At 61.3% G+C, this 24,748-nt stretch carries 25 protein-coding genes; 11 read left to right on the top strand and 14 right to left on the bottom strand.

The window, feature by feature from the left end; all coding sequences use genetic code 11:
* Nucleotides 1-161: 161 nt before the first annotated feature.
* From HG800_RS05615 to HG800_RS05605, 3 genes are all read right to left on the bottom strand, one after another.
* Nucleotides 162-686 carry a hypothetical protein gene (locus HG800_RS05615; protein WP_169974669.1) on the bottom strand — a complete coding sequence of 175 codons (525 nt, stop codon included), beginning with the start codon at nucleotides 684-686 and terminating at the stop codon, nucleotides 162-164.
* A gap of 119 nt (nucleotides 687-805) precedes the next feature.
* The gene (locus HG800_RS05610) at nucleotides 806-1,768 is read right to left on the bottom strand and encodes a hypothetical protein (RefSeq protein ID WP_169974667.1); all 963 of its coding nucleotides are present in this window, start codon (nucleotides 1,766-1,768) and stop codon (nucleotides 806-808) included.
* A 460-nt stretch (nucleotides 1,769-2,228) separates the two neighbouring features.
* Nucleotides 2,229-2,978, bottom strand: coding sequence for a hypothetical protein (locus HG800_RS05605; RefSeq protein ID WP_169974665.1), 750 nt, complete (start codon nucleotides 2,976-2,978; stop codon nucleotides 2,229-2,231).
* 294 nt (nucleotides 2,979-3,272) lie between these two features.
* On the opposite strand from HG800_RS05605, the gene HG800_RS28150 reads away from it, so the two are divergent.
* The 6 genes from HG800_RS28150 to HG800_RS05575 all read left to right on the top strand — a co-directional run bounded on the left by HG800_RS28150 (nucleotide 3,273) and on the right by HG800_RS05575 (nucleotide 10,528).
* A complete protein-coding gene (locus tag HG800_RS28150) occupies nucleotides 3,273-3,722 on the top strand; it encodes a nucleoside 2-deoxyribosyltransferase (RefSeq protein ID WP_169974663.1) in 450 nt (149 codons plus the stop codon).
* Between the two features lie 1,229 nt (nucleotides 3,723-4,951).
* Nucleotides 4,952-5,962 (top strand): DUF1559 domain-containing protein, encoded by a 1,011-nt coding sequence (locus HG800_RS05595; protein WP_169974660.1) that lies wholly within the window; start codon nucleotides 4,952-4,954, stop codon nucleotides 5,960-5,962.
* Between the two features lie 65 nt (nucleotides 5,963-6,027).
* Nucleotides 6,028-7,458 carry an exo-alpha-sialidase gene (locus tag HG800_RS05590; RefSeq protein WP_169974657.1) on the top strand — a complete coding sequence of 477 codons (1,431 nt, stop codon included), beginning with the start codon at nucleotides 6,028-6,030 and terminating at the stop codon, nucleotides 7,456-7,458.
* 161 nt (nucleotides 7,459-7,619) lie between these two features.
* Entirely contained in the window at nucleotides 7,620-8,606 is a 987-nt protein-coding gene (locus HG800_RS05585) for a redoxin domain-containing protein (protein ID WP_169974655.1), read from the top strand.
* Nucleotides 8,607-8,695: 89 nt separating this feature from the next.
* Complete coding sequence (locus tag HG800_RS05580; protein ID WP_169974652.1) at nucleotides 8,696-9,742, top strand: DUF1559 domain-containing protein; 1,047 nt, start codon at nucleotides 8,696-8,698, stop codon at nucleotides 9,740-9,742.
* A 90-nt stretch (nucleotides 9,743-9,832) separates the two neighbouring features.
* Nucleotides 9,833-10,528, top strand: a complete 696-nt coding sequence (locus HG800_RS05575; protein ID WP_169974650.1) for a peroxiredoxin family protein — start codon at nucleotides 9,833-9,835, stop codon at nucleotides 10,526-10,528.
* On the opposite strand, the gene HG800_RS05570 is transcribed toward HG800_RS05575, so the two are convergent.
* The 4 genes from HG800_RS05570 to HG800_RS05555 form a co-directional block, all read right to left on the bottom strand.
* Nucleotides 10,529-11,413, bottom strand: a complete 885-nt coding sequence (locus HG800_RS05570; RefSeq protein ID WP_169974648.1) for a DUF1223 domain-containing protein — start codon at nucleotides 11,411-11,413, stop codon at nucleotides 10,529-10,531.
* Between the two features lie 172 nt (nucleotides 11,414-11,585).
* Nucleotides 11,586-11,960: a TMEM14 family protein gene (locus HG800_RS05565; RefSeq protein ID WP_169974646.1), complete on the bottom strand. Its 375-nt coding sequence runs from the start codon at nucleotides 11,958-11,960 to the stop codon at nucleotides 11,586-11,588.
* Between the two features lie 300 nt (nucleotides 11,961-12,260).
* Entirely contained in the window at nucleotides 12,261-13,685 is a 1,425-nt protein-coding gene (locus tag HG800_RS05560; protein WP_169974643.1) for a DUF1501 domain-containing protein, read from the bottom strand.
* 233 nt (nucleotides 13,686-13,918) lie between these two features.
* Nucleotides 13,919-15,898, bottom strand: a complete 1,980-nt coding sequence (locus HG800_RS05555) for an alpha/beta hydrolase family protein (protein ID WP_169974640.1) — start codon at nucleotides 15,896-15,898, stop codon at nucleotides 13,919-13,921.
* Nucleotides 15,899-16,109: 211 nt separating this feature from the next.
* On the opposite strand from HG800_RS05555, the gene HG800_RS05550 reads away from it, so the two are divergent.
* Nucleotides 16,110-17,042, top strand: a complete 933-nt coding sequence (locus tag HG800_RS05550) for a carbon-nitrogen hydrolase family protein (protein WP_169974638.1) — start codon at nucleotides 16,110-16,112, stop codon at nucleotides 17,040-17,042.
* 55 nt (nucleotides 17,043-17,097) lie between these two features.
* Here the strand turns inward: HG800_RS05550 and HG800_RS05545 are convergent, their stop codons facing one another.
* Entirely contained in the window at nucleotides 17,098-17,397 is a 300-nt protein-coding gene (locus HG800_RS05545; RefSeq protein ID WP_169974636.1) for a hypothetical protein, read from the bottom strand.
* A gap of 268 nt (nucleotides 17,398-17,665) precedes the next feature.
* Here HG800_RS05545 and HG800_RS05540 point away from each other — a divergent pair, with 268 nt between their 5' ends.
* Nucleotides 17,666-18,304, top strand: a complete 639-nt coding sequence (locus tag HG800_RS05540) for a class I SAM-dependent methyltransferase (protein ID WP_169974634.1) — start codon at nucleotides 17,666-17,668, stop codon at nucleotides 18,302-18,304.
* 10 nt (nucleotides 18,305-18,314) lie between these two features.
* On the opposite strand, the gene HG800_RS05535 is transcribed toward HG800_RS05540, so the two are convergent.
* The 3 genes from HG800_RS05535 to HG800_RS05525 all read right to left on the bottom strand — a co-directional run bounded on the left by HG800_RS05535 (nucleotide 18,315) and on the right by HG800_RS05525 (nucleotide 19,954).
* Nucleotides 18,315-18,770: a DUF2892 domain-containing protein gene (locus HG800_RS05535; RefSeq protein ID WP_169974632.1), complete on the bottom strand. Its 456-nt coding sequence runs from the start codon at nucleotides 18,768-18,770 to the stop codon at nucleotides 18,315-18,317.
* Between the two features lie 397 nt (nucleotides 18,771-19,167).
* Entirely contained in the window at nucleotides 19,168-19,527 is a 360-nt protein-coding gene (locus HG800_RS05530; protein ID WP_169974630.1) for an ArsR/SmtB family transcription factor, read from the bottom strand.
* Between the two features lie 85 nt (nucleotides 19,528-19,612).
* A complete protein-coding gene (locus HG800_RS05525) occupies nucleotides 19,613-19,954 on the bottom strand; it encodes a hypothetical protein (protein ID WP_169974629.1) in 342 nt (113 codons plus the stop codon).
* Nucleotides 19,955-19,993: 39 nt separating this feature from the next.
* Here HG800_RS05525 and HG800_RS05520 point away from each other — a divergent pair, with 39 nt between their 5' ends.
* The 3 genes from HG800_RS05520 to HG800_RS05510 all read left to right on the top strand — a co-directional run bounded on the left by HG800_RS05520 (nucleotide 19,994) and on the right by HG800_RS05510 (nucleotide 21,451).
* Nucleotides 19,994-20,320, top strand: a complete 327-nt coding sequence (locus HG800_RS05520) for a hypothetical protein (protein ID WP_169974627.1) — start codon at nucleotides 19,994-19,996, stop codon at nucleotides 20,318-20,320.
* A gap of 81 nt (nucleotides 20,321-20,401) precedes the next feature.
* The gene (locus tag HG800_RS05515; protein ID WP_169974625.1) at nucleotides 20,402-20,842 is read left to right on the top strand and encodes a DsrE family protein; all 441 of its coding nucleotides are present in this window, start codon (nucleotides 20,402-20,404) and stop codon (nucleotides 20,840-20,842) included.
* Nucleotides 20,843-20,896: 54 nt separating this feature from the next.
* Nucleotides 20,897-21,451 carry a rhodanese-like domain-containing protein gene (locus HG800_RS05510; RefSeq protein WP_169974623.1) on the top strand — a complete coding sequence of 185 codons (555 nt, stop codon included), beginning with the start codon at nucleotides 20,897-20,899 and terminating at the stop codon, nucleotides 21,449-21,451.
* A 54-nt stretch (nucleotides 21,452-21,505) separates the two neighbouring features.
* Here HG800_RS05510 and HG800_RS05505 read toward each other — a convergent pair whose 3' ends face one another.
* The 3 genes from HG800_RS05505 to HG800_RS05495 form a co-directional block, all read right to left on the bottom strand.
* Complete coding sequence (locus HG800_RS05505; protein ID WP_169974621.1) at nucleotides 21,506-22,867, bottom strand: CIA30 family protein; 1,362 nt, start codon at nucleotides 22,865-22,867, stop codon at nucleotides 21,506-21,508.
* Between the two features lie 118 nt (nucleotides 22,868-22,985).
* Entirely contained in the window at nucleotides 22,986-24,335 is a 1,350-nt protein-coding gene (locus tag HG800_RS05500) for a sulfatase (protein ID WP_169974619.1), read from the bottom strand.
* A 204-nt stretch (nucleotides 24,336-24,539) separates the two neighbouring features.
* Nucleotides 24,540-24,746 (bottom strand): hypothetical protein, encoded by a 207-nt coding sequence (locus HG800_RS05495; protein ID WP_169974617.1) that lies wholly within the window; start codon nucleotides 24,744-24,746, stop codon nucleotides 24,540-24,542.
* Nucleotides 24,747-24,748 lie beyond the last annotated feature (2 nt).

Genomic DNA, 24,748 nt, shown 5'->3' with positions numbered 1-24,748 from the left:
AACGAGAAATAGTCTTTGCGTCAGTCTGGACGAGAGAATCGAGGTTGATGCCCAGAATGCAAAACGGGTGCTGAGCCCCGCCCTCCAGAAGATCCGTTCTGGAGATCGCGCCCAACACCCGAGCGAGACGATCCGAGTCGGCATCGTGCCAATTGAAGGCATCAGCCGCCGATATGCTTGTTGGCGAAATCGGGGACCCACCAGGGGAACCAGCCGGGGCCGGGGACCATCGGGTCGAGGTCGTATACCGGCACATAGCAACCGCCGGAGTAGTAAACATCCACCGGCTTGAAGGGCTTGATGAAGTTGCCGAAAACTCGGTCCACATGGTTAAAGGGTTCACAGGCCGCATCGACCGTCTGGGATCCCGGAACTCCCCGAAAGAAGGGGGATCGGCAGGTTGTGCAACCCGCGGGCAAGACCCGGCCATACAGGCCGCCGTCTTTCCAGGAGTTGGGCCAACGTCCCCAATGACTCGGGTTCCGGGGCATCCACTTGGAGTTGAAGAAGGTATCCCGTTTCCGGTCGACCGGGAGGTTCGGCTCGATTGGGACGATGCGGGTGAACAGACCGCTTCGCTCCCGAATGTCGGGAACGGCTGGGCCGTCCATTTGGGCTTGCGATAAGGACGGCAGCAGAATCAGCGCCGCCAGGATCACGAGCGGCATCATGACGTGCGATTTCATACGCTTTCGCCTCCGTGCGAAGGGTTCGCCCGCGATCATCCAGATTCCGGTGAACGGCGAGGCCGCTCGACCCGGACTCGGGTCGAACGGCCCTGCTGTCTCAATCCCGGAAGGCGGGCTCAGTAGTCAAGCGCCCGATTCAGGTAGGGCGGGAACGCGAAGAAATCTCGAGGCGATCGGGTCACATTGATGTAGGGAACGTAACCCGGAGTTAGTGGAACCGGACCACCCGCTCCGACAAAGTAGCGGACCTGATTGCTTGGGTGCAGCCCGTTCAGGTGGCCGAGGGCACTATGGCCGAGACCTTTCAGTCCGCCAAGCTTGTCGTGCAGGCCTCCATGACCGAGACCGTGCCCGTGCCCGTGACCGTCACCGAGTCCATGACCGCCGTGGCCAAGCCCAAGACCGTTGCCGTGCCCATGGCCGCCACCGAGTCCATGACCGAGCCCAAGGCCGTTACCGTGACCAAGACCCAGGCCGCCACCGTGGCCGAAGCCACCCAGCAACCCCCCACCGTGCTTGCCGGACGCATGGCCGCCATTCACGGACGGATCGAACTGAGGAGTGCTCATCGGAGCGTGAAGGCCGTAACCTCCGTGCCCTCCCTTGCCAAGCCCAAGCCCTTTGCCGAGCCCCAGACCCGACCCGAGTCCGCCCAGTCCGAGGCCGCCGTGTCCGTGGCTACCGTGTCCAAGGCCAGAACCGAGGTCATGACCTCCGTCTCCATGGCCGAGGCCAAGGCCCGAGCTGTGAACATGACCACCGTGTCCCAGGCCAAGACCCGAGCCGTGCAGGTGGTCGCCGGCACCGTGAAGGGCACCCTTGAGATGAGCCGCTGCACCGTGAAGGTGGCCGGCGGCACCGGCAAGACCCGCTCCGTGATCCTTGGCGTAATGGCCGTAAGGAATCGCAGGGGCGTAGTAGAGGTCGCCGGTTTGCAGATTACGGGCGTAGGCCACACGGGGAATCGTGTGGGCCCAGGGGGCGATATCCGAAATGAAACCACCCGCCGAGGCATTGCCGGCCAAGGCGCCAATCAGCGCGACAGCCAGTCCCAGCCCTCGCCGATGTCCGATACGCATGGTCAATCCCTTGTGAACATGGCCAGTCTCCCTCCTGGAGTGGTTCGGAACCGAGCGAGGCGAGCGTGTCCGCGCCGTCCTGTGCGGGGCCGTCGCCATCCTCCGACGAAGCCGCTCGCGACCGGGGCAACGATGCAAATGGAAAAGTCCTCCCCTCCGTGATTCCTACGGTTCGGGAGTGGTTCGGAGCACCGACACCGGTCAAGCGTCTTGCCCTTTTGGATCGGCCCAACCTGATCCTCGGCTGGAATGGACCCGGCGGATCAGACTGAGGGCCGTTCCACTTGCACGGATCAGGCAAACTTGAGGAACTGCGGAGACTCATCCGATTCAGGAGTTCGGGTCACTGGAGCGTTCGCCAAAATGAAACGCCCCTGGCAAAGGAAGACCGCCGTTTCAGCGATCGACCCAAGCGCAGGGGCGAGAGAACTTATGCCAAACTGGAAGCGATTGAACTCGGTCAGCGACCGTTGACGGCCCAGCCAGGCATCTCGTACATGGAGGGAGCGTAGACCCCTTGCTTCGCCGAAGCTCGCATGGCGCGAAGGGTCTTGCGCTTTTCGACCCAGTTCATCAAGTTGCTGGTGCCAAGCATGGTTTCCAGGGGTCCGGAGCGTCGCGGGATGACGCGATCAGACATCCGGCTCTGGTGCCACGCCTGAACGGCGGGGCTGGGGGGAATCACCGGCACTCCTGTGAAACCGCCGTTCATGCTCGCTGCATTCGGCATGACGGTCGGAGCCGGCGGAGCAGGATGGGCCATTGGCGAGACGTAGCTGGTCCGCATCTCGCCGATGGGCATGGGCTCTCCCGAAGCGATCACGCCGTAAGGAACGGACGGAGCGGCATGTTCGGGACCAAGATGAGAGTAGCCGGTATCGGCGTCATGGCCGGCGTTGGTGGCCAGACTGGGAGCGCCACCATTCCAGGAGGGATTCGAGGCAGGCGCGTACGGTTGGCCCTGGCCGTGGGGATTCGCCTGCTGGCCACGCCCGTGGACATAATGGCCGGTGGGAATCGAGACTCGATCGCCGCCCCGGAGGCGACCGATGACGCCTCGGCGCTCCTCGACCACTGGGGTTGCATGGCGAGCGGCCATGCAGGCCTCGCAATTCTGAGCCGAGTGGGAATGCGATTGCGCACGGGCCGTGGCGGGCGCGACCAGGGCCAGACCGATGAGGGCCGGGGCATAATGGGCAAGGCGGAGCATCGGGTTGATTCCTCCGGGACAGGGTCCTTTTCCCTTCGCGGTTCCGGTGGATCGGGAGCAGGAACTCGACTCCTCCCGGGGTGGGGCATCCTCCTGATACCCCTCGGTCGGCTCGACCTCGATGGCGGAACTGCCATCGAACCGGCCAGACAACCGCCGCGACTCACCGTTTCAGATCGGCCGGCAAGGCTCGACACCTTGCGTAAAATCGGCACGATCGATCGGATCCCGGCAATCGTTCTTCGGGATTGGTTCGTCGAATCCGCAGGGTTTCGAAGGCAAAGGAGCGACTTTGTGCAGATTTACATTGCGGGCCCGTTGTTCTCTCAAGCAGAACGGACCTGGAATGCGGCTCTGGCGGCGGCATTGATTGAGGCTGGCCATACGGTGTTCCTGCCTCAGACGGCAATCCATCAGCTCGAAACCCTGGAGGCCGAGGCGATCTTCCGGCTTGACGTGGAGGGAGTTCGATCAGCCGACGCGGTGGTTGCCGTGCTCGACGGCGCCGATCCGGATAGCGGGACAAGCTTTGAGTGCGGTCTGGCCTTCGCCCTGGGCATTCCAATCGTTGCGGTGCGGACCGATTTCCGGGCCGGAGGCGACGCCCTACCCGGTCAGCGGGTACCAACCATCAACTTGATGCTTTCGCAGGCCGTCTCGGCCGAGGTCTGTCTGGTGTCGCCTGAGTCCTCGCTCGATGAGGTATCTCAACAGGTTCTCAATGCCCTGGACCGTCTGAAGTGAACTCTTGGAATTCTCAAGGGCAATCGCTTGACGGTTAAGAATTGGGTCTCAATACTAGGGTACGCTTCAGAGACCAACTACGTCTTCTGATCGGGACATTATGACCTATCCTCATGCCAAGCACATTAATCGAGCTTCCATCCGATCGACACTCGCCGTCGTGATGGTGCTCGTTTTGATGGCATGGTGTGGACCCTGGTCCCGGAATTCGAACGCTGCGGATTGGTCAGCAATCTCGTCTCTAAAACATGGGTGTTGCTGCGGCCCGACCTGTGGATCGGCCAAATGCTGCTGCACTCCGGTGACTCGCCCCTCAGGCGATCCGGTCGATCATGAGTCTCCGGGGTCACTTGCGACCGTCGAAAGCACGTTGGTGGCGATTGCATCGTCGCCTTGCATCGGACCGATGCCCTGCGGTGGAGACCAGGAGGCGACGCTCTCGCTCATGTCTCCACGAGAGCGTCCGGCAAACCTGTCGCAATGGAATCATCCCGCCAAGGTGAAGACAAGGCCTCCCCTGCCCTGCTTCATCGATCAATTTCGCGCCGCACTGCCTGGCGACCTGCCAGACGAACCTCCCGAGTCCTCCCATTTCGGCGAGCGTGCCTGAGCGTTGATTGCTCTACAAGCAGCGGCGGGCCTTCCGACCCTGGACAGGGGGTTCAGACGAGAGCCGTCCATCCTCGCTGTCCTCGTGGAGATGCCCCGTCTGCGTTGAGTGCGATTACCCGCATTGAATGGCGCGCTGCGCTCTGGACGTGGGATGCCTGATCATCCGGAGGACTCGCCCTTCGCCATTTGGCTGCCCCGGATCGGAAACCTTTGCGACCCTTCATGTCGACCTTTCCTGATCGTGCAACGGGTGAGGTCGACGGGTCTCGGGTCTGATTCGACGCCAACGAACGGCTCGTCTTCCGGATGATCTCCTGCCATCGTCGATCAATCTGATCGCAACCCTCGATCGCCGCGAGCGTAGCCCCCGACCTCGAACGGTTCGGCAGTGGCGTGCTCTGTCTGGCGTCCTGCCACTTAATTACTCCCCGATTTCCTGATGTCACCTGCTTTTCTCGGATGCAGGACTCGTTCGACGGGTCGTGCCCGATCGTCGTCCGTCGTTTTCTTTGCGAGGGACGCCGGACCCCTGTGAGCTCTTGTCGACGAGAACCGTCCGACCCACTCGATTCAACGGCCACTCGCTGAACATCTTCCCAAACGAAGGACGTGCTTCGATGAATCACCCTGATCGACGCTCGGGATTCACGCTCATCGAATTGTTGGTGGTCATCGCGATCATCGGCGTGTTGATCGCCTTGCTCTTGCCCGCAGTCCAGAGCGCTCGCGAAGCGGCCCGGCGGGCCCAGTGTGCCAACAACCTGAAGCAACTTGGCCTTGCCGTACACATGTATCACGATGTGAATCATGTGATTCCACGAGGGAGCGATTCGCACGAATATACTTTCAGTCCATTGGCCCGCATCTTCCCCTACCTTGAGAACAACGCCCTTTTCGAAGCGATGAATTTCGATGTAGGCCTGCGTTATTCCCCTGCTTCAGGTATGGGAGCCCTGGTCCGGTCAGAAAACACTACAGTTACTCGAACACTCGTCGCGACATTCCTCTGCCCGAGCGATGGAGCAAATGAGGAACTGACCGACGAGCAATGGCGACCTGCGAATTACGTCGCCTCAAGCGGCTCGGCGATGTCTCCCGCACTCCTTCAGATGAGTTGGCGAGACTGGGGAAGTCGGCAGGATGGAGTCAGCTTTCACCAATCCCAGATTGGATTTCGAGGTGTTCGCGACGGGTTGAGCCAAACGGCCCTGATGAGCGAGTCGATTGTCGGAGCCCAGGCGGTTCCCAACGCGGGCGGCCCACTTGATGTCCGACTTTTCCACACGTTGACCAGCGCGGGCTTTCCTCCGCTGATTCCGACGGAAGACCGATGTCAGGCCGATGGCTCTGGGATGATCTGGCAATCCGGCCGCAATGCGTCGTGGGCCCTCGGTCGCCTCGACGCGACACTGTACAACCACGCACTTACGCCGAATGCCGATCGCCCCGATTGCCTCGGGGTAATCCAGGTGGGATGGAAGGGGGCACGAAGCTTCCACCCCGGTGGGGTCAATGTCCTGTTTTGCGACGGCTCAGTGCGCCTCGTCAAGGAGAGCGTCGACCCGCTGACCTGGCGAGCGCTTGCCACGCGTAACGGGGGCGAAGTGATTTCGGCAGACGCGTACTGACCATGACGCTCCACCGACTGAGTTTTTTCACCGATCCAGCCTGTGTTCCTTGTTCGGAGTGACTCATGAATCGCACATTGATGGCCACAATCGCCCTGGCCGGGGTGACGGGCGGTGCCCTTGGCTGGGTCTTGCTGGATCCGGGGCCGGTCGATCCGTCTCCTCGACCTGCTTCGAGCGTTGCGGGAGGTCAAATCGATCCTGCAGGATCGTCCTTAACTCCCACTTCGGTCACGCAGGAGCACACCCGGGGCGAGTTCCGGATTGATCGACAGGAGTTCCCTCTCCTGCCCGCCGATGTGAGTTCGACCCGGGAGGCGCCGAGTCTGACGCTTGCTCCAGATGGCTCGATGTTGCTCGCATGGGCCTCGCAGACCGGCGACGACGAGCGCACCTTGATGCTTGCTCGTTTCGAACCGGGAGGCGAGTCGTTCGGGCCGGCGATCGCCTGGCGGGTGGTGCCGACCTATGCCTGGACCGTCGAGCATGGCGGTCGGGCCATGACCCATTCCACCCACGTCTTGCCTCGTCTGGCGTCCGGAGCGGGAACGGTGGTGCTCGGCTGGGTCGAGGCGGAACCCGGAGGACCTAACGCCACGTTCCTGGCGGCCCGGTCGGACGACGGAGGTCGGACCTTCAGCACGCCGTTTGCGCTCACCAGTGCCGAGGCTCCTCGACCCGGATTCACCGCCCTTGACGTCACCGACGAAGGTCTAATTCTGTCCTCCTGGATCGACAATCGCAACGGCGTTCAGCAACCGTTCGTCCGGTCAACCTCACTTTCGGGAGAGGCTCTTGGCCCCGATCGGCTTGTCTTTGCCGGTCCCGACCAGCGGGGTATTTGTCCTTGCTGCGATACGGTGGTTCTCGGAACCCAGAAATCAGGCGGGATGCTCGTTGCATTCCGCAACAGCGACGGTGGACATCGAGACATCTGGATTTCTCATGCCACGGCGAATGGTGAGTTCGACCCTCCCCAGCCCGTTGCCCCAGATCGCGCCTGGACGTTTCAGGGATGTCCTCACGACGGTCCGACCATGGTGCGTTCAGGAGATCGTCTGGTGGTGGCCTGGATGGACGGTGCATCCGGCACCGATCGAGTGGCGATCGCGAGTGCCGATGCAACTCTCCGAGCATTTTCCTCCTCGCAAGAACTGGACCCAAATTGCTTCGGGGCTCAGGGACATCCTCGACTGGTGGTCGGCCCCGACGGGATGGCACACGCCGTCTGGGAAGCAACCCTTGATGCTGATTCCGAGACCGCCGAGGGAGGCCGAGCGATTCGCTACGCTCGGCTTAACGCTTCGGGAGCACCCGCCGGTCAACCGGTTTTCCTCGATCCGAAGCCAGGAGCTTACCAAACCCATCCCACGCTGGCGGTTTCTGCCGATGGTCGTGTGGTTGTCTCCTGGAACGAACTGGACGAGGAAGGGAAGCGGGTGGTCGTCGTCCAGTACCGTCCCGACCCGAACAATTCGGACGTGGCTGCCCGTTAATTGAGATGTTTCACACCGAGGAGGCAGGCACCGCGAGAACGGGAGTGCCTGTCTCTCCGAATGTCTCAGAGCTCCCATACATCACACGACCTCATGGTTCGACTGGCCCTTGGAAAGCCTCGAGGTTGAGTCACGAAGGTTCAACGCAGGAGCAGAGTTCGATGCCTGATCCGTCTCGATCGTTTTCCGTGAGGCTACAGATTCTTCTCGTTGGAGGGGTCCTGGTTGTCTCTGCAGGGTTGGCATCGGTCGCCCGGCAGATCGCTTCCCGCCCCTCTGCCGACGCGGTTGTCCAGACGGTTGAACCACGCACAGGGACCGACTCGCCTGAGTCTCGTCTCATTGCTCGTGGCCGGATGGTCTATCAGGTGCACTGCGTTCGATGTCATGGAATCGAGGGGCGGGGCGACGGTCCCGACGCCCACTCACTCGATCCTCCCGTGCGCGATCTGGCCAGTACTGATTGGCGGCGCGGCCGGACTCCTGAGGCTCTTCGGCAAACCATTCGGGAAGGAATTCCCGGGTCGGCCATGGCGGGGCTGGGGGGGGCGCTCTCAAACCGGGAACTCGAAGCGCTGGTCAGCTTCGTCATCGATCTGACCGCCCCCACCTCCCTCCAGGTTGAGGTTACCGAGCACTCGATTGCCCCTGAGCTTTGGCAGCGCGCGGGATTCACCGTGATCTCGAATCCGGGAATCGCTCCCCCGCTGGAGGTCGTCAGCGCCGGGGGCCTTACCCAACGGCTTGAGGATTTTCAAGGCCGGTGGGTGCTTCTGCACTTCTGGGGCACAACCTGCGCGTCTTGCCTGGAAGAAATGCCAGCTCTAGGAACGCTTGCGGAGCGATTTCAGAACCAAGGTCCCCAGGTCCTTGCGATTTGTACGGACCAATCTGACCCAATGGAGGCTTCGCGCAGCCTCAATTCTCATACCCGTGCGATCTCAGCGGTGGTTGATCTGACCGGGCTGGCAATGCTTCGATACCAGGCTACGACCTTGCCGACCACGGCCGTGGTTGATCCTGAGGGAAGGCTCATCGCGCATCAGACCGGAGCGATCGACTGGACCGCTGCACCGGCAGAAGCCCTCTGGCAGGCTCTCGCCTCCCAATCACCGCCCAATCCTCCATTGGCAGCCAATGGATCATGAACAAATCGATTGCGAAGAACTTCACGAGAGCTTCACACAATCGAACACTTGAATTCATTCCAGGATTCCCCCCAAGAGGACAATTCGCAATGATCCACACTAATCGGCGTTCGGGATTTACGCTCATCGAATTGTTGGTGGTCATCGCCATTATCGGAGTGTTGATCGCACTGCTCTTGCCCGCGGTTCAATCCGCACGGGAAGCGGCGAGACGGGCGCAATGCGTGAACAATTTGAAGCAAATCGGCATTGCAATGCACAATTATCACGCAACTGTCAATGCGTTTCCGGTCGGGTTCTTGTATCCCAGACCGGGATCGCATGATCCACAGATTCCGACATTGCACTACCGATGGTCGGCGCTGGCGCAGCTTTCGCCGTATCTGGAGCAATCACAGGTTTACAACGCCTTGAACATGGATTGGCCGATCGCAACGGGTTCATCAGGCAGCTATGGGGTGGGCAGTCCATTCACGTTTTTTCCCGCCAATCAAACGGTTCGACAAACGGTCGATCGCTTATTCCTCTGTCCGAGCGACTCGGGAGAGCGAGTTGACCCGGCCTCGGGCCCGACGAACTACGTGTTCAATGTCGGAGACGGGTTGAACGGGGGCCAGACAGTGCCAGGTGATGTGGTTAACGCCAATGGCGCATTCTCGACGGTGACAGTCAACCTGTCGGGCATACGAGATGGATCGAGCCAGACAGCGGCGGTGTCTGAGCAACTGCTTGGTCCCGGCGGCCCACCCTTCGATCGAGCTTCGCCGACGCCGATACCCAATGAACCGGGGCGCCTGTTTGCTCGATCAGGCAGCCTGCCGCTGACCGACGCTTCGTGTGCCGAGGCTCGTCGCGGGTGGCGGCTCGACAAAGGGGCCGGATGGTGGGACGGCGACTTCCGCAACACAATTTATAACCACTATCTCACGCCAAACGCTCGACAGTTTGACTGCCTCGGGCCGTTCGTGCCGCATAGCCCCGCCTGGAAAGCAGCGCGGAGCAATCATCCTGGCGGCGTGAACGTCCTGTTCTGTGACGGGCACGTCGGCTTTCTCAAGGACTCGGTGAATCCTATTGCCTGGCGAGCCCTCTCAACACGGACCGGAGGGGAAGTCATCTCGGCCGACGCCTCTTGAGTCGTTGCCTACAATACGGGTGGCACACGGGCTGGCGAGAGGGAGTTCATCCGATCTCGTCGGTTCGATTGTTGGACATTGGGGGCAGGCATGTCGACGAGGGAATGGACGTTCGCGATCACGATCTGGGCGTTCGTGCTCGTGGGAGTGTTCGCGTGGTGGCGATGGGAAGCCAAGGCACCGGATCGTCGGGGACCGCTCGTGATTACGGGAGTGCTGGTTGATGAGGAGCATCTCGTCACTCCTGAGATGCAAGCCGCCAGCGACGCCATGGCCGATCGTCCTGCGCCGGGTTTCATGGCCGAGAGTCACGAAGGGCAGATGATCGATTCAGCAACACTGGTCGGCGATCGGCCGGTGTTTCTCGTATTCATCAAAGATGGCTGCCCGTGCAGCACCTCGGCTGAGCCGTTTTTTGCCCGTCTGCATGAGAGCTACGGTGATCGGGCCTCGTTCCTCGGCGTGATTGACGGTGATGCCGAAATTGCGAATCGCTGGGTGCTCGACCACAGAACGCCTTATCCGGTCCTCGCCGACGAGGAATTGGCGATTGTGCGAGCCTTCGAGGTCCAGAACTCAGCCTACGTGGTCCTGATTGACCAGGAGGGGCAGATTACGGCCCAGTGGCCCGGCTATTCCGAGGACATCCTGCGGGAGATGTCAGCTCGTCTCGCCGCCATGACCGGACGGACCGAGGCGGAAGTCGGTGCCGAGGAAGCCCCCGAACTCCCGTATTCGGGGTGTCCTTTCCCCCTGGAAGATACGGAAGTCGCCAAGGAGACGTGATTATCGAGGCAATTGAGGAGGATCGTTCCAGGGGGTCGTCATTGCCTGGAACATCGCTCCCGTCGCTTCGTCTTGAAGGAAGATGACGATTTCGGATCGAGCAGGGTCTCCCCCTTCGGCCAGCGTAACGGGAATGGTGATTTCGCTGAGAGCATCGCGTCGGAGCGAAACGGTTTCGTATTGCAGGGATCGGACGACATTGTGTTCGATCAAGGTTTCTCCGGCATTTTCGCCCGAGGGGACCGAGGTGCTCATGGGCCCTTCGGTGATGGCAACGCAGGCCAGGAGTTCTTTCCCGGCAAGTCGGGCAGTCTTCGCCTGGGCTCGAATCGTTATCGAGCGATGGGAGGGGCGATCGGCAAAGGATTCGAGTCGAACCGCCAAACTCGCTTCGCGGCGGGCCTTCGACGCGCGATCGAGTCTTGATTTCAACAAGGGCCAGAGCGGAGCAGTGCCGTTGGAGTGATAGCCACTCATGGGGTAGCGGCCATCGACCATGATCATCGGGGTGAAGTAGAGGTCGGGAGTGTTCGCATCACGTTTCTTGAAGGCTTCATGATAGGCCCACTGCCGACCGCTATTGAACCGACTTGAGAACGGATCGGCCCAGGGGGTGTTGAAATAGTCGACGTGAAAGGCGAGGGGGATCACCCGGTTCCGTCCGTAACCTTTCTGGATCATCTCCTGGATCAATCGCTCGGCGTTCGGACAGTAATTGCATCCCTGTGAGGTGTAGAGCTCGATCACAATTTGCGAACCGGAGGACTGAACCTCGCGAACCGAGGAAGGTTCGCTCGGGGTTGGCTGAGGCAATTCCTCGTCAGCCAAGACGAAGCTGAGAGGAATCAGCCAGAACAGGGTGGAAATCGCCAGGCGGTCTTCCATCGGTGGTACTCCTTCTCGCAGGCCCGTCGCAACAGGTAAATCGGGACAGCGCGGGACAACGGGTCATTCGGGCCGCGAGTTGGAGGGACTGACGTCCGGCGATCAACTTGTATTCGGGCAAACGGGACAATCGAGGAACTGACGGCTCTTCGGCCCCCTCTGGAAAACGCGGTCAGCGGGGTTCTTCGACGCTGACGCCGGGATCAGTCATCGGCTTGCTCGTCGACCCTCGGAGGACGATGACGACGACCAGGACGAGCACAATGAGGCTCAGGATCGCCGTCATTCCGGCGGGCATGAACTTCTTGGTTTCCATGAACCGTTGCGCCATCGACCCCATGACGAGCAACGCGACGATGCCTCCGAGAATCAGGCCAGGCCGATTCGAGCCGTAGGCGGTGATCGCCGCCGCAACCACTGCCAGCACTCCGAAGGCACCACCGGCAATCAAGGAAACCTTGCTCCCAGCGGAAGCCCCCATCACTCCTCCGAGAATCAGGAGCAATCCGTAAACAAACAAGACAATGGAACCGATCGTTGGCGTCATCAGGAACCTCTCAAGGGGTGGGTCGATGTGGGTGGGCGGCGCGGCCGTCTCGGAACTCGCAACAGCCGGGGGTGGGGAGGACAATGCCATGCTCAGAAGGAATCTGTTCGAGACATGGCTTCGGTCGGCCCTGGTCATTCCGGTCCGGGAGGGGATGGGATGGGACTATCCACCAATCCCTCCGGCACGATCCAAGGATTAAGCCCGACAGAGGTCCAGTGTATCGCGGAAGACCGCAGTTGTCCCCCTGCTTTGCCGATGGCCATCAGTGGCGAGGAGACGTGAAAGATACAAGGTGGGTCAGGAGGTCGCTGTCAGCTCCGGAATCGGCCGGCCGTTGGGGGCGATGGGGATGGGGCGGCCGAAGCGGTCGGGAATGGTGGCTTCGGGATCGATGCCGAGATGGCGGTAGATGGTGGCGAGGAAGTCGTGGGGACCGACGCGACGATCGGCAACGTCTTCGCCATAGCGGTCGGTGCTGCCGATGACCTGGCCGGTGGGGATGCCGCCTCCGGCCCAGATCATGGAATTGGCGCGCGGCCAGTGGTCGCGACCGGGCTGCACCGTGCCTGCCTCGCCGCTGGCGACGCCGCCGCCGCTGCTGGCGACGTAGGAGATGCGGGGGGTCCGGCCGAACTCTCCGGTCACGATCACCATGACGCGGCGATCGAGCCCGCGGGCGTACACGTCTTCAATCAAGGCGGAAACGGCCTGATCGAACACAGGGGCACGATGCTCAAGGGCCTCGAAGACGTGGTGATTGACGGCGTGATCGTCCCAGTTGGCCACTCGACCGCAGAGGGGACCGTCGAAGGTGGTGGTGACGAGATCGACGCCAGCCTCGACGAGTCGGCGAGCCATCAGGCACTGTTGACCCCAGGCGTGTCGACCGTATCGGTCTCGAACGCGAGGATCTTCGCGGCTCAGATCGAAGGCCACGGCAGCCTCGGGGCTGGTCAGGAGGTCGATCGCTCGCTCCTGGAAGGTATCCATCGATTGAACGGAGCGAGATGCATCGATTGCTCGGCGTACGTCGTCGATCCGGCGTCGGAGGCCGAGACGCGACTGGAGGCGACGGGCCTCGGCCTCGGGAAGTCCGATGTTCGGCACGCGGAAATCGGGAGCACTGGGATCGCCCGTCACCGCGAACGGGTCGTGAGAAGGGCCAAGGAAGGCAGGACCGGCAATCACGAATCCATCGTATCGGACGATCGGGTTCACCCCGATGTAGTTCGGCAGTGCCCGGGGGGGACCACCGGAGCGGAAGTAGTCGGCCACGGCCATGACGTCGGGGAAGACCGGCTCGGGCTTGTCCTGCATGTCAGGGTCGCCCGAGAGTAACTGGAGTGACCCTGAGGGATGCCCGGCTCCGGTGTGGGCCATCGAACGAAGCACCGTGAACTTGTCGGAGATCCGAGCCTGCAACGGGATCAGTTCCGTGAGCTGAAGTCCGGGCGTGCGAGTGTCGATCGGCTTGAACGGCCCGCGATACTCGGAGGGGGCGTCGGGCTTCGGGTCATAGGTGTCGAGGTGGCTGCACCCCCCGCGAAGCCAGACGAGGATGACAGCCGTCCGCTCTGATCGCTCGGCCCCTGCCGCCGCAGCCTCGGCCCGAAGTCGGAATAGGCCGGGTAAGCTGAGCGATCCCATTCCGGCCAGACCGGCACGAAGCAGTTCCCTGCGGGAAGGGTTCCGGCGGCGTTGGGGGGCAATCGGCAGGCTCATGAGTCGTTTCCCGGATACCATCAGTCGGGGATCCCAGGGCGATCCCGGGCGCTCGCGAGGCTCCCGCGATTATTCAATCGATGTTACACGATCGAGCCCACCGAGGATAGCGAGGTTCGGTGGGACGATCGGTCCCCCCGGTCTTCGCATCGTGTGCTCACTCACGCTCAGCTTTTCCGAGTGGGTCAGGAGGCATGACCGTGAGCAAGCGGGAAACGTTTGAACAAAGGCACTCAATCCTCCGAGGTGGCCCGATGGATGGGTCGAGGAGTCACAAGCGCCTCGATCTGGGGCAGGTCGAACGCTTCGAGCAGGCCGAAGGTAAAGAGTTCGGGCGACTGCTCGTAGGTGCGGCCCTCCTCAAGGATCTCTTTGAGACTGGTCAAGGCACCATCGAGCGAGACCTCCGCGATCAGGTCGGGACCGAGTGCGGCCGCGATGAGTGAGACAGCACTGGAGCGAGGACCAACAGCCATGATCGAGGGAGCTTCACCCTCCGTCGCGGAACGAATGGCCCGGGCGGCGGCGAGGATCTGCCCCACCTGCACGCCGAGCGGCCGCTCGCCAGTGGTGGCAATCATCAGGGCCCAGAGGTAATCACGCTGGGTGGGACGGGACTCTCCGAAGAAGAAGGGGTCGATGGCGACGACCCGCTTGTTCTCCGCAAGCAAGGCAAGGGCCGCGTCCACGGCTTCGGTGCGGCCGCCGTCGGCAAGCAGGAGGACGGTTCCGTCGACGTTCTCGGCATCGGCAGGTTCCAGGCGAACGGCGGGAAGTGTCCAGGAATCGGCGAGCCGGACTCGATACGTGGTCGCCACGAGCGCCTCGCGCGAGCCATCGCTGACACGATCGACGACTGTCTCGCCTTCAATCGGCCGAACAAGTGCGCGGAGGAGGTTGCGACGCTCCTCGCGCCAGGTATTGAGAACGTTGGGATCGTCGGGAATGCCTGGGTCTCGAGGAAGCAATGCGGCCAGATCCAAGGCGAGACGTTGGAGGTCGAGGGAGTCTTCAGGGAGCGGAACATGCAATTCGTCGGCGGTCTTGACCTCATCGGTGCTGGGAATTTCGGTGGCGTCGTAGTCGGGCTCGTCGGGGAACCAGTGGTCGCCGATCATCCGGTACAGGGCCTGTCGGTTGTCGACCTCATAGTTATGTGTCCCGGGCGACACGTTGACCTGGAGCCGGAGGCTTGCTTCGCGGTCGAACAGGGAGTAGATCGGTGCGACAGCCCCCACCAACGGCGGCAAGGCATGGGGAGCGGCGAAGCAACAATTGTCCTTCTGGTTGAACGTCAGGAGTGTGGGCCGGGGGGCAAGCAAGGCGGTCAGATGAGTATAGTCGGCGACGGTGGCGAGATCGCAGGGGGTTTGCTCAGAGTCTCCCAGGTCGGAGAGGTACTCGATGCGCGTGAGAAAGCTGGAATAGCCAGCGACAGGGTTCGATAGGGTGATCCGTGGGTCGAGGGCACTGTAGAAGATCGTCTGCCAGCCGCCCCCGGAGAGGCCGGTCAGGCCGACGCGCTCGGGGTCGGCATTCGGGTGATCGAGCAGGAGATCGAGGGCCCGGCACATGCCGAGATAGTGCGTGGCAATGCCACCGGAACCACACAGGTCGATCGCGTTGATCAGACCGTGCTTGTTTCCGTCGCCGCGGAGCTGCCCCATGCCGATCCACTCGACATTCAGGGCGAGCATGCCCCGCTTGGCAAGGTTGATGCAGCGTTCTTGCTTGTACGGGGCGGCTTTCCCTGCGGCATCGTGGCCGTTGACGTTTAGCACGACCGGCACGAGCCCCTCGCACTGTTCCGGCTCGTACAACAAGGCAGGAATCCAGAAGCCGGGCAAGGCTTCGTAACGGAGCTTGCGAATCCGGTAGCCAGGGCCGCCCTCGATCGTGTCGAGCCATTCGACGCGGCACTCGGCGTCTCGCCAGGATGCGGCCTCGCCGCGAAAGACGACACGATCGAGCACCTCGGCGCGGATCTGGTCGGCCGCGGTTTGCCAATCGTCCCGGGTTTCGATCTCGGGCATTCTGGGAATGAGCGGCTCGACAAACTGGTGAACCTCGGTCATGGTCGTGTCGCGTTCGAGGACCATCCGACCGAGGGCCTCGGCCACGGCCTCGCGGGTCGGTTCCTCGGCATAAGCCGGGGCGATCGAACCGGAGAGGACTCCGAACGCGCAACAGAGACAGAGTTGCAATCGTGGCATGACGGTCCCTCAATGAGTTCAAGATGCCTGGTCGGAATTCCGAGCCCTCGGCCTTATGACTGGCGCTGGGGGTCGGGTTTCTCGTCATCAAACCCGAATGGGCACGGCTTCGCCAGCACGTACCGTCTGGAGTCGCATCGAGGGTAAGGTGGAGCAGATCGATCGGCCCGCGAGGGTCGACGTGTGAACCCCACTGACTCAGGAGACCGCAATGATGCCTTTGCGTTTCGCAATATTCATGGTGCTGCTTGTTGCCACCATCACGACACCAATCCTAGCGGGAGACTCATCGGTCGCAATTTCGGGAACGCTTCGCGTAGCGGCCGTGCAACTGAGGTCAACTCGCGGGATTGATGCCAACGTCGATCGGATCATCACGCATCTGCGACGATTGGCCGTGGAAGGCGTGGAGGTTGCAGTGTTCCCGGAGTGCGCGGTGACAGGTTACTTCGAGGACGAGGCGACCACGGCGACGGCCGAGCAACTCATCTCGGCCGAGCGTCGGATCGCCAGTGCCTGTCGAGAGGCGGGCATTAATGCCATTGTGGGAACCCCGTACCGGGACGGTGAGTCGTTAACGAACTCAGCAGTGGTGATTGATTCGAGGGGGAGGGTAATCGAGCGGTATCACAAGGTTCAGCTTGCCGAGCCGTGGCCAACACCGGGCGATCATCTCTCGGTCTTTCCGGTCGAGGGGGTCCCCTGCTCCATCATCATCTGCCACGACGAGCGCTACCCGGAACTGGTACGCCTGCCGGTCCTGGCGGGGGCTCGGGTCGTCTTCTACCTTTCGCACGAGTCGGGCATCCGGCAGGAGAGGAAAATTGGTCCGTACCGGGCCCAGATTCAGGCAAGGGCGGTTGAAAATTCTGTCTTCGTGGTGCATGCCAACGCGCCGGCCGACGACGATCTGGGAGGCTCGCACGGACAAAGCCGGATCATCGAACCGGACGGTACGATTGTGGAGGAAGCGTCGATGTTTGAGGAGGAAACCGTTCAGGCGGAGCTTGATCTGGCACGCGCCTCGGCCGCCAATGCGTTGCGAAGCCTGACGCGAGGGCCGCTCACCGATTGGTGGCGCGAGGGAATCCGCCGTGTTCGAATCATTGAGTCGCCGGACGATGCAACAGCCGGGGATAATTGAACATGAGCGAGCGCCGAGATGAGATGATCGACCGGTCTCGCGGTTGCAATCGCATTCACGCAGCCTCGGCGTCAGAGTCGTCTTCTTCGGCCTGGTAAACCAGCAGATCGAGACGGCGGAACGACTCGTGGGTGACTTCAAAGGCTTCGCCATTGATGGTCCAGAGACGCTCAACCACCTCGTCGTGGTCCACGTCGGGCTCGTCCCAGAGGACAATGAACTGACCATCGCCTCGGGAGAAGACATCGAGGCCGAGGTCATTGAGGTAGCTCTCGATCTCGTTTCTACGAGCCGCATCGGCCGTGAAGGTCCAGCGGATCAGGTCGATCGCGGGGTCCCCCTGCGTCTGGCTCATCGATCACCTCCTGTACGTGTCGGCTGGCCGATGATGGGTCCGGTTGCGGTCGAGTGGACCTGCAAGTCAATGATTGTCCCTGGAGGAACAAGAGGTCCGCGATCGTCGTGCCGCAGCGGGCAAGATACCGCCATATTAAGATCGGCTAATCGCGATGTCTCTCTGGAGCGAATCCTCCCGAGCCCGAGGTGACAACCAAAGTCAATTGCCAGACAGGTGCTGATCAAAAGGGGGTCGCAAGACGGTTCGCAACGCAGGACCGGGAAACATGAATGACAGAAGTGCATCGTCAGTCCGATCGAGTTACGACCGGCTAGCCCCTGACTACGACCGTCGCTGGAGACACTATGTTGAGGCAACGTTGCGAGCAACGCTGGACGGGATCGAAGTCGAGGGAGAAGAGCGTACTCTCGATCTGGCCTGCGGTACCGGAACCCTGGAGCAAAGACTCCTCGACTGCTGGCCAGGTCTTCGGATCGTCGGGGCTGATTTGAGTCGGGGAATGCTGTCACAAGCCGCGTCGAAACTCACTGATGGCAAGGTCAACTGGGTGCAAGCGTCTTCATCACGGCTTCCATTGGCCGATTCCTCCTTCGATCTGGCACTGTGTGCCAACAGTTTTGATTACTTTCGATCGCCGCTCGAAGCCCTCGCGGAGATCCGCCGGGTGCTCCGGCCCGGCGGACGCTTTGTACTGGTCGACTGGTGCGACGACTACCTCAGTTGCAAGGCGTGCAGCATTTGGCTCCGCTGGACCGATTCGGCGTTTCACCAGACCTACTCACAGGCCGAATGCGAGAACCTGCTGGAGCGTTCGGGCCTGCAACCGATCGCTTCCGAGCGGTTCAAGATTGACTGGCTCTGGGGCCTGATGAGGTTTGTCGGCTGTCGGACCACATCGAGCTGAGTTCTCGAGATCAGGATCGAACGGCTTGAAGCGCCTGTTCGACCCGGCCGTGATCGGTGTCGCCCGTGATCCCCTGGAACTCGCCTCGCAAGAGCATCAAGGCGTGGCGTTCCTGCTCAATCTCGTGAGCCGTACGAACTCCCATCCGACGGAACAGAGGCAACGGCGGGCACCACCCTTGAATGGCGTGCTGGAGTAGAAAGCCCGCCACAACCGAGGGCAATACGTAGTAGCGGCGATCGACGAGGGAACCGAGCGCCATCCCCGCCAGGATGAGGCTGGACGCGTTGGCTTCCAGTACCCGCTCGATGTCCCATTCCTGATCGAGCTGACGCAGCCGACGGTCGATCGCCCGAGGACCGGCGGAGGCGTAATGAAGTACTCGGGCCTCGGTCTGCCGCTGGATGGACTCGTTGATGGACTCAGGAGAATTCTCAGAAACCCGGCTGACCGTGGAGGGAATCATGGCAGAAACTCCGTGGACCTTTCAGGAAGTGATGGCCGGATCGACACCATCGCGAGTTCCCGATCCGGCAGTCGCGTTCTCGTTCAACACATGCGATTCGTATGCCAGGGTCTGCCAAACGGTCGATTTGCTTGACGGCGCGGGGTGCATACCGATATGTTGTCGATTGACGGCTCGCTCATGATGGGTGAGCGGCAGGGCCAAGATCGCCCCGTCATGCCCTTACGGCGCATGATCGGGGGTTTTTCATGCCCGGGTCATCACGTCCACGGCGACGGCCGCCGTGAACTCGGGCCGGGGGGAATGTTCCCCCCGGTCCTGGAGGACCTCGCCCCTTGCGGGTGCCACCATTGAAATAATGAGGAGTTCACCGGCCGTGGCGATCCGAGCCAGGGCATCATGACCCAGGTCCGCCACTCCATCCGGAGAGCAATGACTTCTGCCGTTCGACGGCCTGCTGCGCATCTTGAACAATCGTCTCACAAACGAGTTTGCAGAGACGATCGACCAGCGGGTCGTCGAGCCGGTAGAAGACCTGCAATCCCTGCTTGCGGCGGGTCACCAGGCCGGCATCAGAAAGCAGTTTTAGATGCTTTGAAACATTTGCCTGGCTCCGCCCGGTCTCTTCGACGACCTGAGTCACATTCCGCTCCCCTTGCATCAAGGCGCGGAGGATTGCCAGGCGGGTTGGATCGGCCAGCATCCGAAACTTTTCAGCCATCAGATCGAGAAAGGCGTCGGGAATTGTGGCAGGCATGGGCTTGACTATTCAACTGAATTGGAATACAGTCAATTGGTCGTGTTGAAGTATTGTAGCACGACGATCGGTGAGGGAAAGGTGTTCAAGACGGTTGACCTTTTGAGCACAGGAGTATCGAGCTATGAGACACCTTGTGATCGCGGTTGTCGTAACGGCGATGATGATCGGTGTTTCGGGAGCGATGGCCCAGCACGACCATGACTCCTCTGAGGGTCAAGCGCAGCACGTCCCCCAGGCTCGCCAAGGGCGAGGCGGTCATGGACCGGGGCACGGGCCGGGCCGAGGATCGGGTCGCGGGGCGAGACACGGTGCATCTCATGAAGCAGGCCAGGACGCGGAGCAAGGGCCAGGACAGCGCGGCGGCCATGGTGCTGGAATGTCGGAGGCGGAGCATGGCAACATCGAGGCGTTGCTGAGTGCTCATCAATCAATCACGAGAACGGTAGAGGAGATCGAGGGCGGGGTGCGGACCAAGACGGTCACGGATCGTCCCGAGCTGGTTGCCTCGCTTCGGGAGCATGTTCGGCAGATGTCGAAGCGGTTGGAGACGGGTCGACTGGTCCGGGTCTGGGACCCAATCTTCCGCGCGATTTTTGCCCACGCCGATGAGATCACCATGACCTGGACGGACATCGAGGGTGGGATTGAGGTTGTGGAAACGAGCGAGAACCCCCAGGTGGTTTCCTTGATCCGGGCTCATGCGAAGAAGGTGAACAGTTTTGTGGCCGGAGGCCACGAGGCGGCCCGTCCCCCCTGGGCTGGAGGCCCAGGACGAGGTCCAAGGCCCTGAGCCGAGTTTGGCCGCTGAGTGTTGCTCGGCCGAGTCCGTTTGACCGGCCAACCTGATCGACTTCAACAAGGAGACTGATTCATGTCATCCAGGATTGCCTGGGCCGCCCTGGCCCTCATTGGTTTGGGCGTGGTCCTCAGTCAGACCGGGTCCCGAGCGGATGATGAGGAGACGGCGGAATCGCTCCGGGTCCTCGTGCACATGAATTTTGCCGACTCTGGGAGACAAGGCCAGGGCATGAAGAATATTTCAAGAATCCTGGAAGTGGATTCCGAGGCCCAGGTCGTGGTGGTCTGCCACAGCGGGGGCATCAACGTGGTGGAGGCGGTTCGGACGGATCACGCCGAGGCGATCACGTCATTGATCGATCGCGGGGTGACTATTGTCGCCTGCGAGAACACCATGAAGCGCAACGGGATAACGAAGGACGATCTGGTACCGGGCGTCGGCACCGTGCCGTCGGGAGCGGTCGAGGTGGTTCGTCGTCAGCAATTTGACGGGTTTGCGTATTTCAGACCCTGAATGGTGGGGTTGTCGGAAGCCCCTTGGTGATCGATCCGGGAAGGAGAGGTTCTCATGAGCATTGCCACGATTTCACCCAAAGAACTTGAAGAACGACGCAAGCAAGGCAGGCCGGTGGATCTGGTCGACGTACGGACCCCGGTCGAGTTCCGGGAATTCCACGCCGAGCCGGCTCGACTGGTGCCGCTCGATCAGCTTGAGCCGAAGTCCGTTATGGACGCTCGCAATGGCTCCCGAGATGAGCCGCTGTACTTGATCTGCCGAACCGGCAACCGGGCGCATAAAGCGGCGGAAAAGTTCCTCTCGGCAGGATTCGAGAATGTGGTGAACGTCGAAGGCGGAACGCAAGCCTGGGAAGCGGCCGGTCTACCAGTGGTTCGGGGCAAGAAGGCGATCTCGCTCGAGCGTCAGGTCCGCATCGCAGCCGGAACGATGGTGGCAATCGGCACTGTGCTCGGGGCGTTCGTCAACCCGTGGTTCCTGGTCATCCCGGGTTTTGTCGGTGCGGGGCTGGTGTTCGCGGGGATTACCGATACGTGCGGTATGGGCATGATGCTCGCGAAAATGCCCTGGAACCGGGTCGGCTGCGATACCTCGTGCGCCAGGTAACTACTGAACCGGGCCGGTTGTCGCCTCTGGCGAGCGGCCGGCCCGTGGAAGTGATTATTCGTTGGGATCAAGAAACCCAAGTTCGGTGAGAAATGCGTCTACCCTCGCAGTCGTTCGATCGAGCCAGGGGGGACGGTTGAAGAAGCCGTGCCCCTCCCCTTCGGCAAGGAATAGTTGCGCTGAGATACCAACCTCGGTCGCTCGCTCGATGAATTCGCGTCCCTGAGCGATCAGTCGATCCTCGCTGCCGTAGAGCAAGAGAGTCGGCGGGGTGGTCGAACTGATGTGCAAGGTCGGTGAGATGCGGCGACCAATCGTATCATCGTTGCCGATCCGTTGCATAAGCTGCGGCTGCCCCTCGAATTGCAGCACCGGGTTGAATAAGACGAGGGTGGCGGGTCGAGGAGGTTCCGGGGCCCCTTCGACGGCCGGACTCAACGCCGTGCAAGCCGCGAGGTGGCCGCCAGCCGACCCTCCAGAGGCGATGAGCCGATTGGGGTCGATCCCGAATTCGCTAGCGTGATCGGTCAGCCATCGAACGGCGGCGAAAGCGTCGTCGACACACTCCTCGGGGGTAACCTGCTGGCGAGACTGAACCCGGTAGTCAGCCCGAGCGGCGATCATTCCCCGTCGAGCGAGGTGCTCCGCCTGGGGCTCGAACTGGGCGATGCTCCCGTTGGTCCAACCACCGCCGAAGAAAAAAACGATGGCAGGCCGCCGATCGGTGGATTTCCATCCGGGAGGAAAATGGATCACCATCTCCAGAGGGCCGTGTTCCGTCTCGGTATAGGTGACGGTTTTGGTGGTCGGTTCGTCGGCTTTTGCGGCTTCAACCCCAATCGAGGCGACCTCCAGCGCAAAGGTTCCCGGCTTCTTGTCGCTCAGGGTGATGCCAACCGACGTCACCCGCTCGGGATCGACTGGTCCCGCTCCAGGGATCGGACGGCCGAAGGAGTTGGCCACGAAGTCGCGGACCGGCACCCGAGCTTCAATCCATTCGCCGGCAACGGTCGGCATTGGAGCGCGGAAGGAGTAGGCGGTTCGAATTGTTGGAACGTACAGGTTGAGCAAGTACTCGCGGCCGTCTCCCCGAACGCGAAGGACGAGGACATCGTCCAGCTTTAGACCGAGCCGGCCCGGCACAGAGCGGATCGAGGCAAATCCGCCGTTGTTTTCCAGTGACAACGTTCCGAAGAATTTCAAGAGCCCTTCATCGGAGATCCGGAACGAACCTTCCGAGACCCCTCCCATAACCCCGTCGTTCACGCTTCGCCAGGCACCTGACGCGTTGTCCTGGGAGAAGTCAAACAGGGGACGGACCGAGTTACCGTCGTCGTCCTCAGCGGCCACCTGTGACTCAATCCCCATCAAAGTGGGAAGGATTGCGACGAGTATCCAGCAGGCCATGCGCATCATCCGAATCGAGCTCCTCGGGGTTTGGTTCCGGATGTTGAGAGAAACGGGTTAACGTTCCAAACGTGATGTTGCTCTCTGCTCGATTGTGGACACGAGACCCCCGAAGGTCAAAAGGCGGTCAGGGATTGGTCTGGAAGGCAGGATTGGGCTCGGGCATCTGGGCATTGACACGGACTCGCCAGTCGATGAGCCGCAGGTGCAGCTCGGTCGTGAGTTCGGGCTGAGCCGGGGCGAGATTTTCCCGCTCACCTAGATCTCGGTCCAGGTCGTATAGTTCGAGCCGACCGTCTTCAAAATATTCGAGGAGTTTCCAGTTCCCCGATCGGATTGCTCCGACAGGAGTGGTGGTCGGGTAATCATGGGGGAAGTGCCAGTAGAGCGCATCGTGCCCGGTCCAGTTTACAGGCTCATCGTCGAGCAGCGGCACGAGGCTTGTGCCATCGAGGGCCTCAGTCTGGTCCGGTTCCATCGAAACACCGGCCACGTCGAGGATCGTCGGAAAGAGGTCCATGACGGTGACCGGATCATCGATCACTTCCCCGATTGACTCACTGCCCGGAAGGCGGATGATCAAGGGGACACGGATTCCCCCTTCGTACAGGGAGCCTTTACCGGATCGGAGCGGGTAATTGGTGGTGACCGGAACCCCGCGATAATCGTTGATGTAACCACCATTGTCGGAGACAATCACGACCAGCGTGTGCTCGGCGATCCCGAGTCGATCGAGACCGTCGAGCAGTTTCCCGACATTATCATCGACGGTTTGCACCATGGCGGCATAGGTGGCGTTTTGGTGCTGATGATCGGGTGAGCGTCGGTTTTCGTAGCGAGCGACAAGCTCGGACTTCGCCTCGATGGGGGTATGCACGGCGTAGTAATTCAGACTGAGGAAGACGGGCCGATCGCCCGCGGCTTCGAAAATCTTCAAGGCTTCATCGGTCAGCCGATCGGTCAGGTACTCTCCCGGCTGGCCCCAGGGGAGCCCTGGCACATATCGGTACTCGTCGGTATTCGACCATCGCCCATGATAGGGAAAAAAGAAGGTGGGGGGTGCTCCCCAGTGAGTGCCGCCGATGTTGAGGTCGAATCCTTGAGTCTCGGGATAGTGCGCTGAGTCTCCCAGGTGCCACTTGCCAACAAGGGCCGTGAGATACCCGGCTGGGCGGAGGTACTCGGCCAGCGTCTGCTCCTGAAGCGGCAAGTCAGGATGGGTCGCCGGAGGAATGAGCGGGCGGTCACCCGTCGAGGATCGCCGTCGCGCCGCCTCGGACCAGACCGTCATGTGCAGCCTAGCCGGGTGCTTACCGGTCATGATCGCGGCCCGGGTGGGCGAGCAAACCGGGGCCGCATAGGCCGCCGAGAAGCGCCTCCCCTGCCCTGCAAGCCGGTCCAGGTGAGGTGTCTCGTGCAAATCAGCCCCGTAACAGCCGAGATCGGACCAGCCGAGATCGTCGACGACCACAAGCAATAGGTTTGGCCGTCGACCGGCAGCCGCCGCATCCGCGATCGCTGCTTGAATCCCGATCCCACTGAATAGAAGCCACAGAAGGACACCTTTCCATAGAAATTTCCTAATCCGATTAAATTTGGGATATAATTTTGTTTCGACTCGTTTTTTCATTGCCAATTCCCTCGAATCCTTTGGTCGATGCTCGCCTCGAGCCTTGAACGATTAGCGCAATACCGGCCGCTTGAGGATCAGAATCGCAGCGTTCAGGTCTCCGAGAACGCAAACCAGTTCCCAGCCTTCCTGACCCAGCATCTGGAGATTTGCCTCGATATCACTGGCTTCTGAGGCGAGATCACCCGGCGTTTCTTCGCTCCAGCCTCGCTCGTGACGGATTGTTCGGTATTCCCACTGATGTTGAATTCCGGCCATGC

Source organism: Tautonia rosea, from assembly GCF_012958305.1.
In the GTDB taxonomy this organism is placed as follows: Bacteria; Planctomycetota; Planctomycetia; order Isosphaerales; family Isosphaeraceae; genus Tautonia; species Tautonia rosea.
This window is presented reverse-complemented; position numbering and strand designations above follow the sequence as displayed.

Excerpts from the sequence above, each read along its gene's own strand:
- HG800_RS05595 (WP_169974660.1), top strand. The coding sequence starts at position 4,952 with ATGAATCACCCTGATCGACGCTCGGGATTCACGCTCATCGAATTGTTG.
- HG800_RS05570 (WP_169974648.1), bottom strand. The coding sequence starts at position 11,413 with ATGGAAGACCGCCTGGCGATTTCCACCCTGTTCTGGCTGATTCCTCTC.
- HG800_RS05560 (WP_169974643.1), bottom strand. The coding sequence starts at position 13,685 with ATGAGCCTGCCGATTGCCCCCCAACGCCGCCGGAACCCTTCCCGCAGG.
- HG800_RS05605 (WP_169974665.1), bottom strand. The coding sequence starts at position 2,978 with ATGCTCCGCCTTGCCCATTATGCCCCGGCCCTCATCGGTCTGGCCCTG.
- HG800_RS05505 (WP_169974621.1), bottom strand. The coding sequence starts at position 22,867 with ATGATGCGCATGGCCTGCTGGATACTCGTCGCAATCCTTCCCACTTTG.
- HG800_RS05555 (WP_169974640.1), bottom strand. The coding sequence starts at position 15,898 with ATGCCACGATTGCAACTCTGTCTCTGTTGCGCGTTCGGAGTCCTCTCC.
- HG800_RS05510 (WP_169974623.1), top strand. The coding sequence starts at position 20,897 with ATGAGCATTGCCACGATTTCACCCAAAGAACTTGAAGAACGACGCAAG.
- HG800_RS05615 (WP_169974669.1), bottom strand. The coding sequence starts at position 686 with ATGAAATCGCACGTCATGATGCCGCTCGTGATCCTGGCGGCGCTGATT.
- HG800_RS05565 (WP_169974646.1), bottom strand. The coding sequence starts at position 11,960 with ATGACGCCAACGATCGGTTCCATTGTCTTGTTTGTTTACGGATTGCTC.
- HG800_RS05535 (WP_169974632.1), bottom strand. The coding sequence starts at position 18,770 with ATGATTCCCTCCACGGTCAGCCGGGTTTCTGAGAATTCTCCTGAGTCC.
- HG800_RS05525 (WP_169974629.1), bottom strand. The coding sequence starts at position 19,954 with ATGAGCACTCAGCAACGCCTCGATGTTGCCATGCTCCGCCTCCGACAT.
- HG800_RS05550 (WP_169974638.1), top strand. The coding sequence starts at position 16,110 with ATGATGCCTTTGCGTTTCGCAATATTCATGGTGCTGCTTGTTGCCACC.
- HG800_RS05610 (WP_169974667.1), bottom strand. The coding sequence starts at position 1,768 with ATGCGTATCGGACATCGGCGAGGGCTGGGACTGGCTGTCGCGCTGATT.
- HG800_RS05530 (WP_169974630.1), bottom strand. The coding sequence starts at position 19,527 with ATGCCTGCCACAATTCCCGACGCCTTTCTCGATCTGATGGCTGAAAAG.
- HG800_RS05545 (WP_169974636.1), bottom strand. The coding sequence starts at position 17,397 with ATGAGCCAGACGCAGGGGGACCCCGCGATCGACCTGATCCGCTGGACC.
- HG800_RS05575 (WP_169974650.1), top strand. The coding sequence starts at position 9,833 with ATGTCGACGAGGGAATGGACGTTCGCGATCACGATCTGGGCGTTCGTG.
- HG800_RS05580 (WP_169974652.1), top strand. The coding sequence starts at position 8,696 with ATGATCCACACTAATCGGCGTTCGGGATTTACGCTCATCGAATTGTTG.
- HG800_RS05540 (WP_169974634.1), top strand. The coding sequence starts at position 17,666 with ATGAATGACAGAAGTGCATCGTCAGTCCGATCGAGTTACGACCGGCTA.
- HG800_RS05590 (WP_169974657.1), top strand. The coding sequence starts at position 6,028 with ATGAATCGCACATTGATGGCCACAATCGCCCTGGCCGGGGTGACGGGC.
- HG800_RS05585 (WP_169974655.1), top strand. The coding sequence starts at position 7,620 with ATGCCTGATCCGTCTCGATCGTTTTCCGTGAGGCTACAGATTCTTCTC.
- HG800_RS05495 (WP_169974617.1), bottom strand. The coding sequence starts at position 24,746 with ATGGCCGGAATTCAACATCAGTGGGAATACCGAACAATCCGTCACGAG.
- HG800_RS05515 (WP_169974625.1), top strand. The coding sequence starts at position 20,402 with ATGTCATCCAGGATTGCCTGGGCCGCCCTGGCCCTCATTGGTTTGGGC.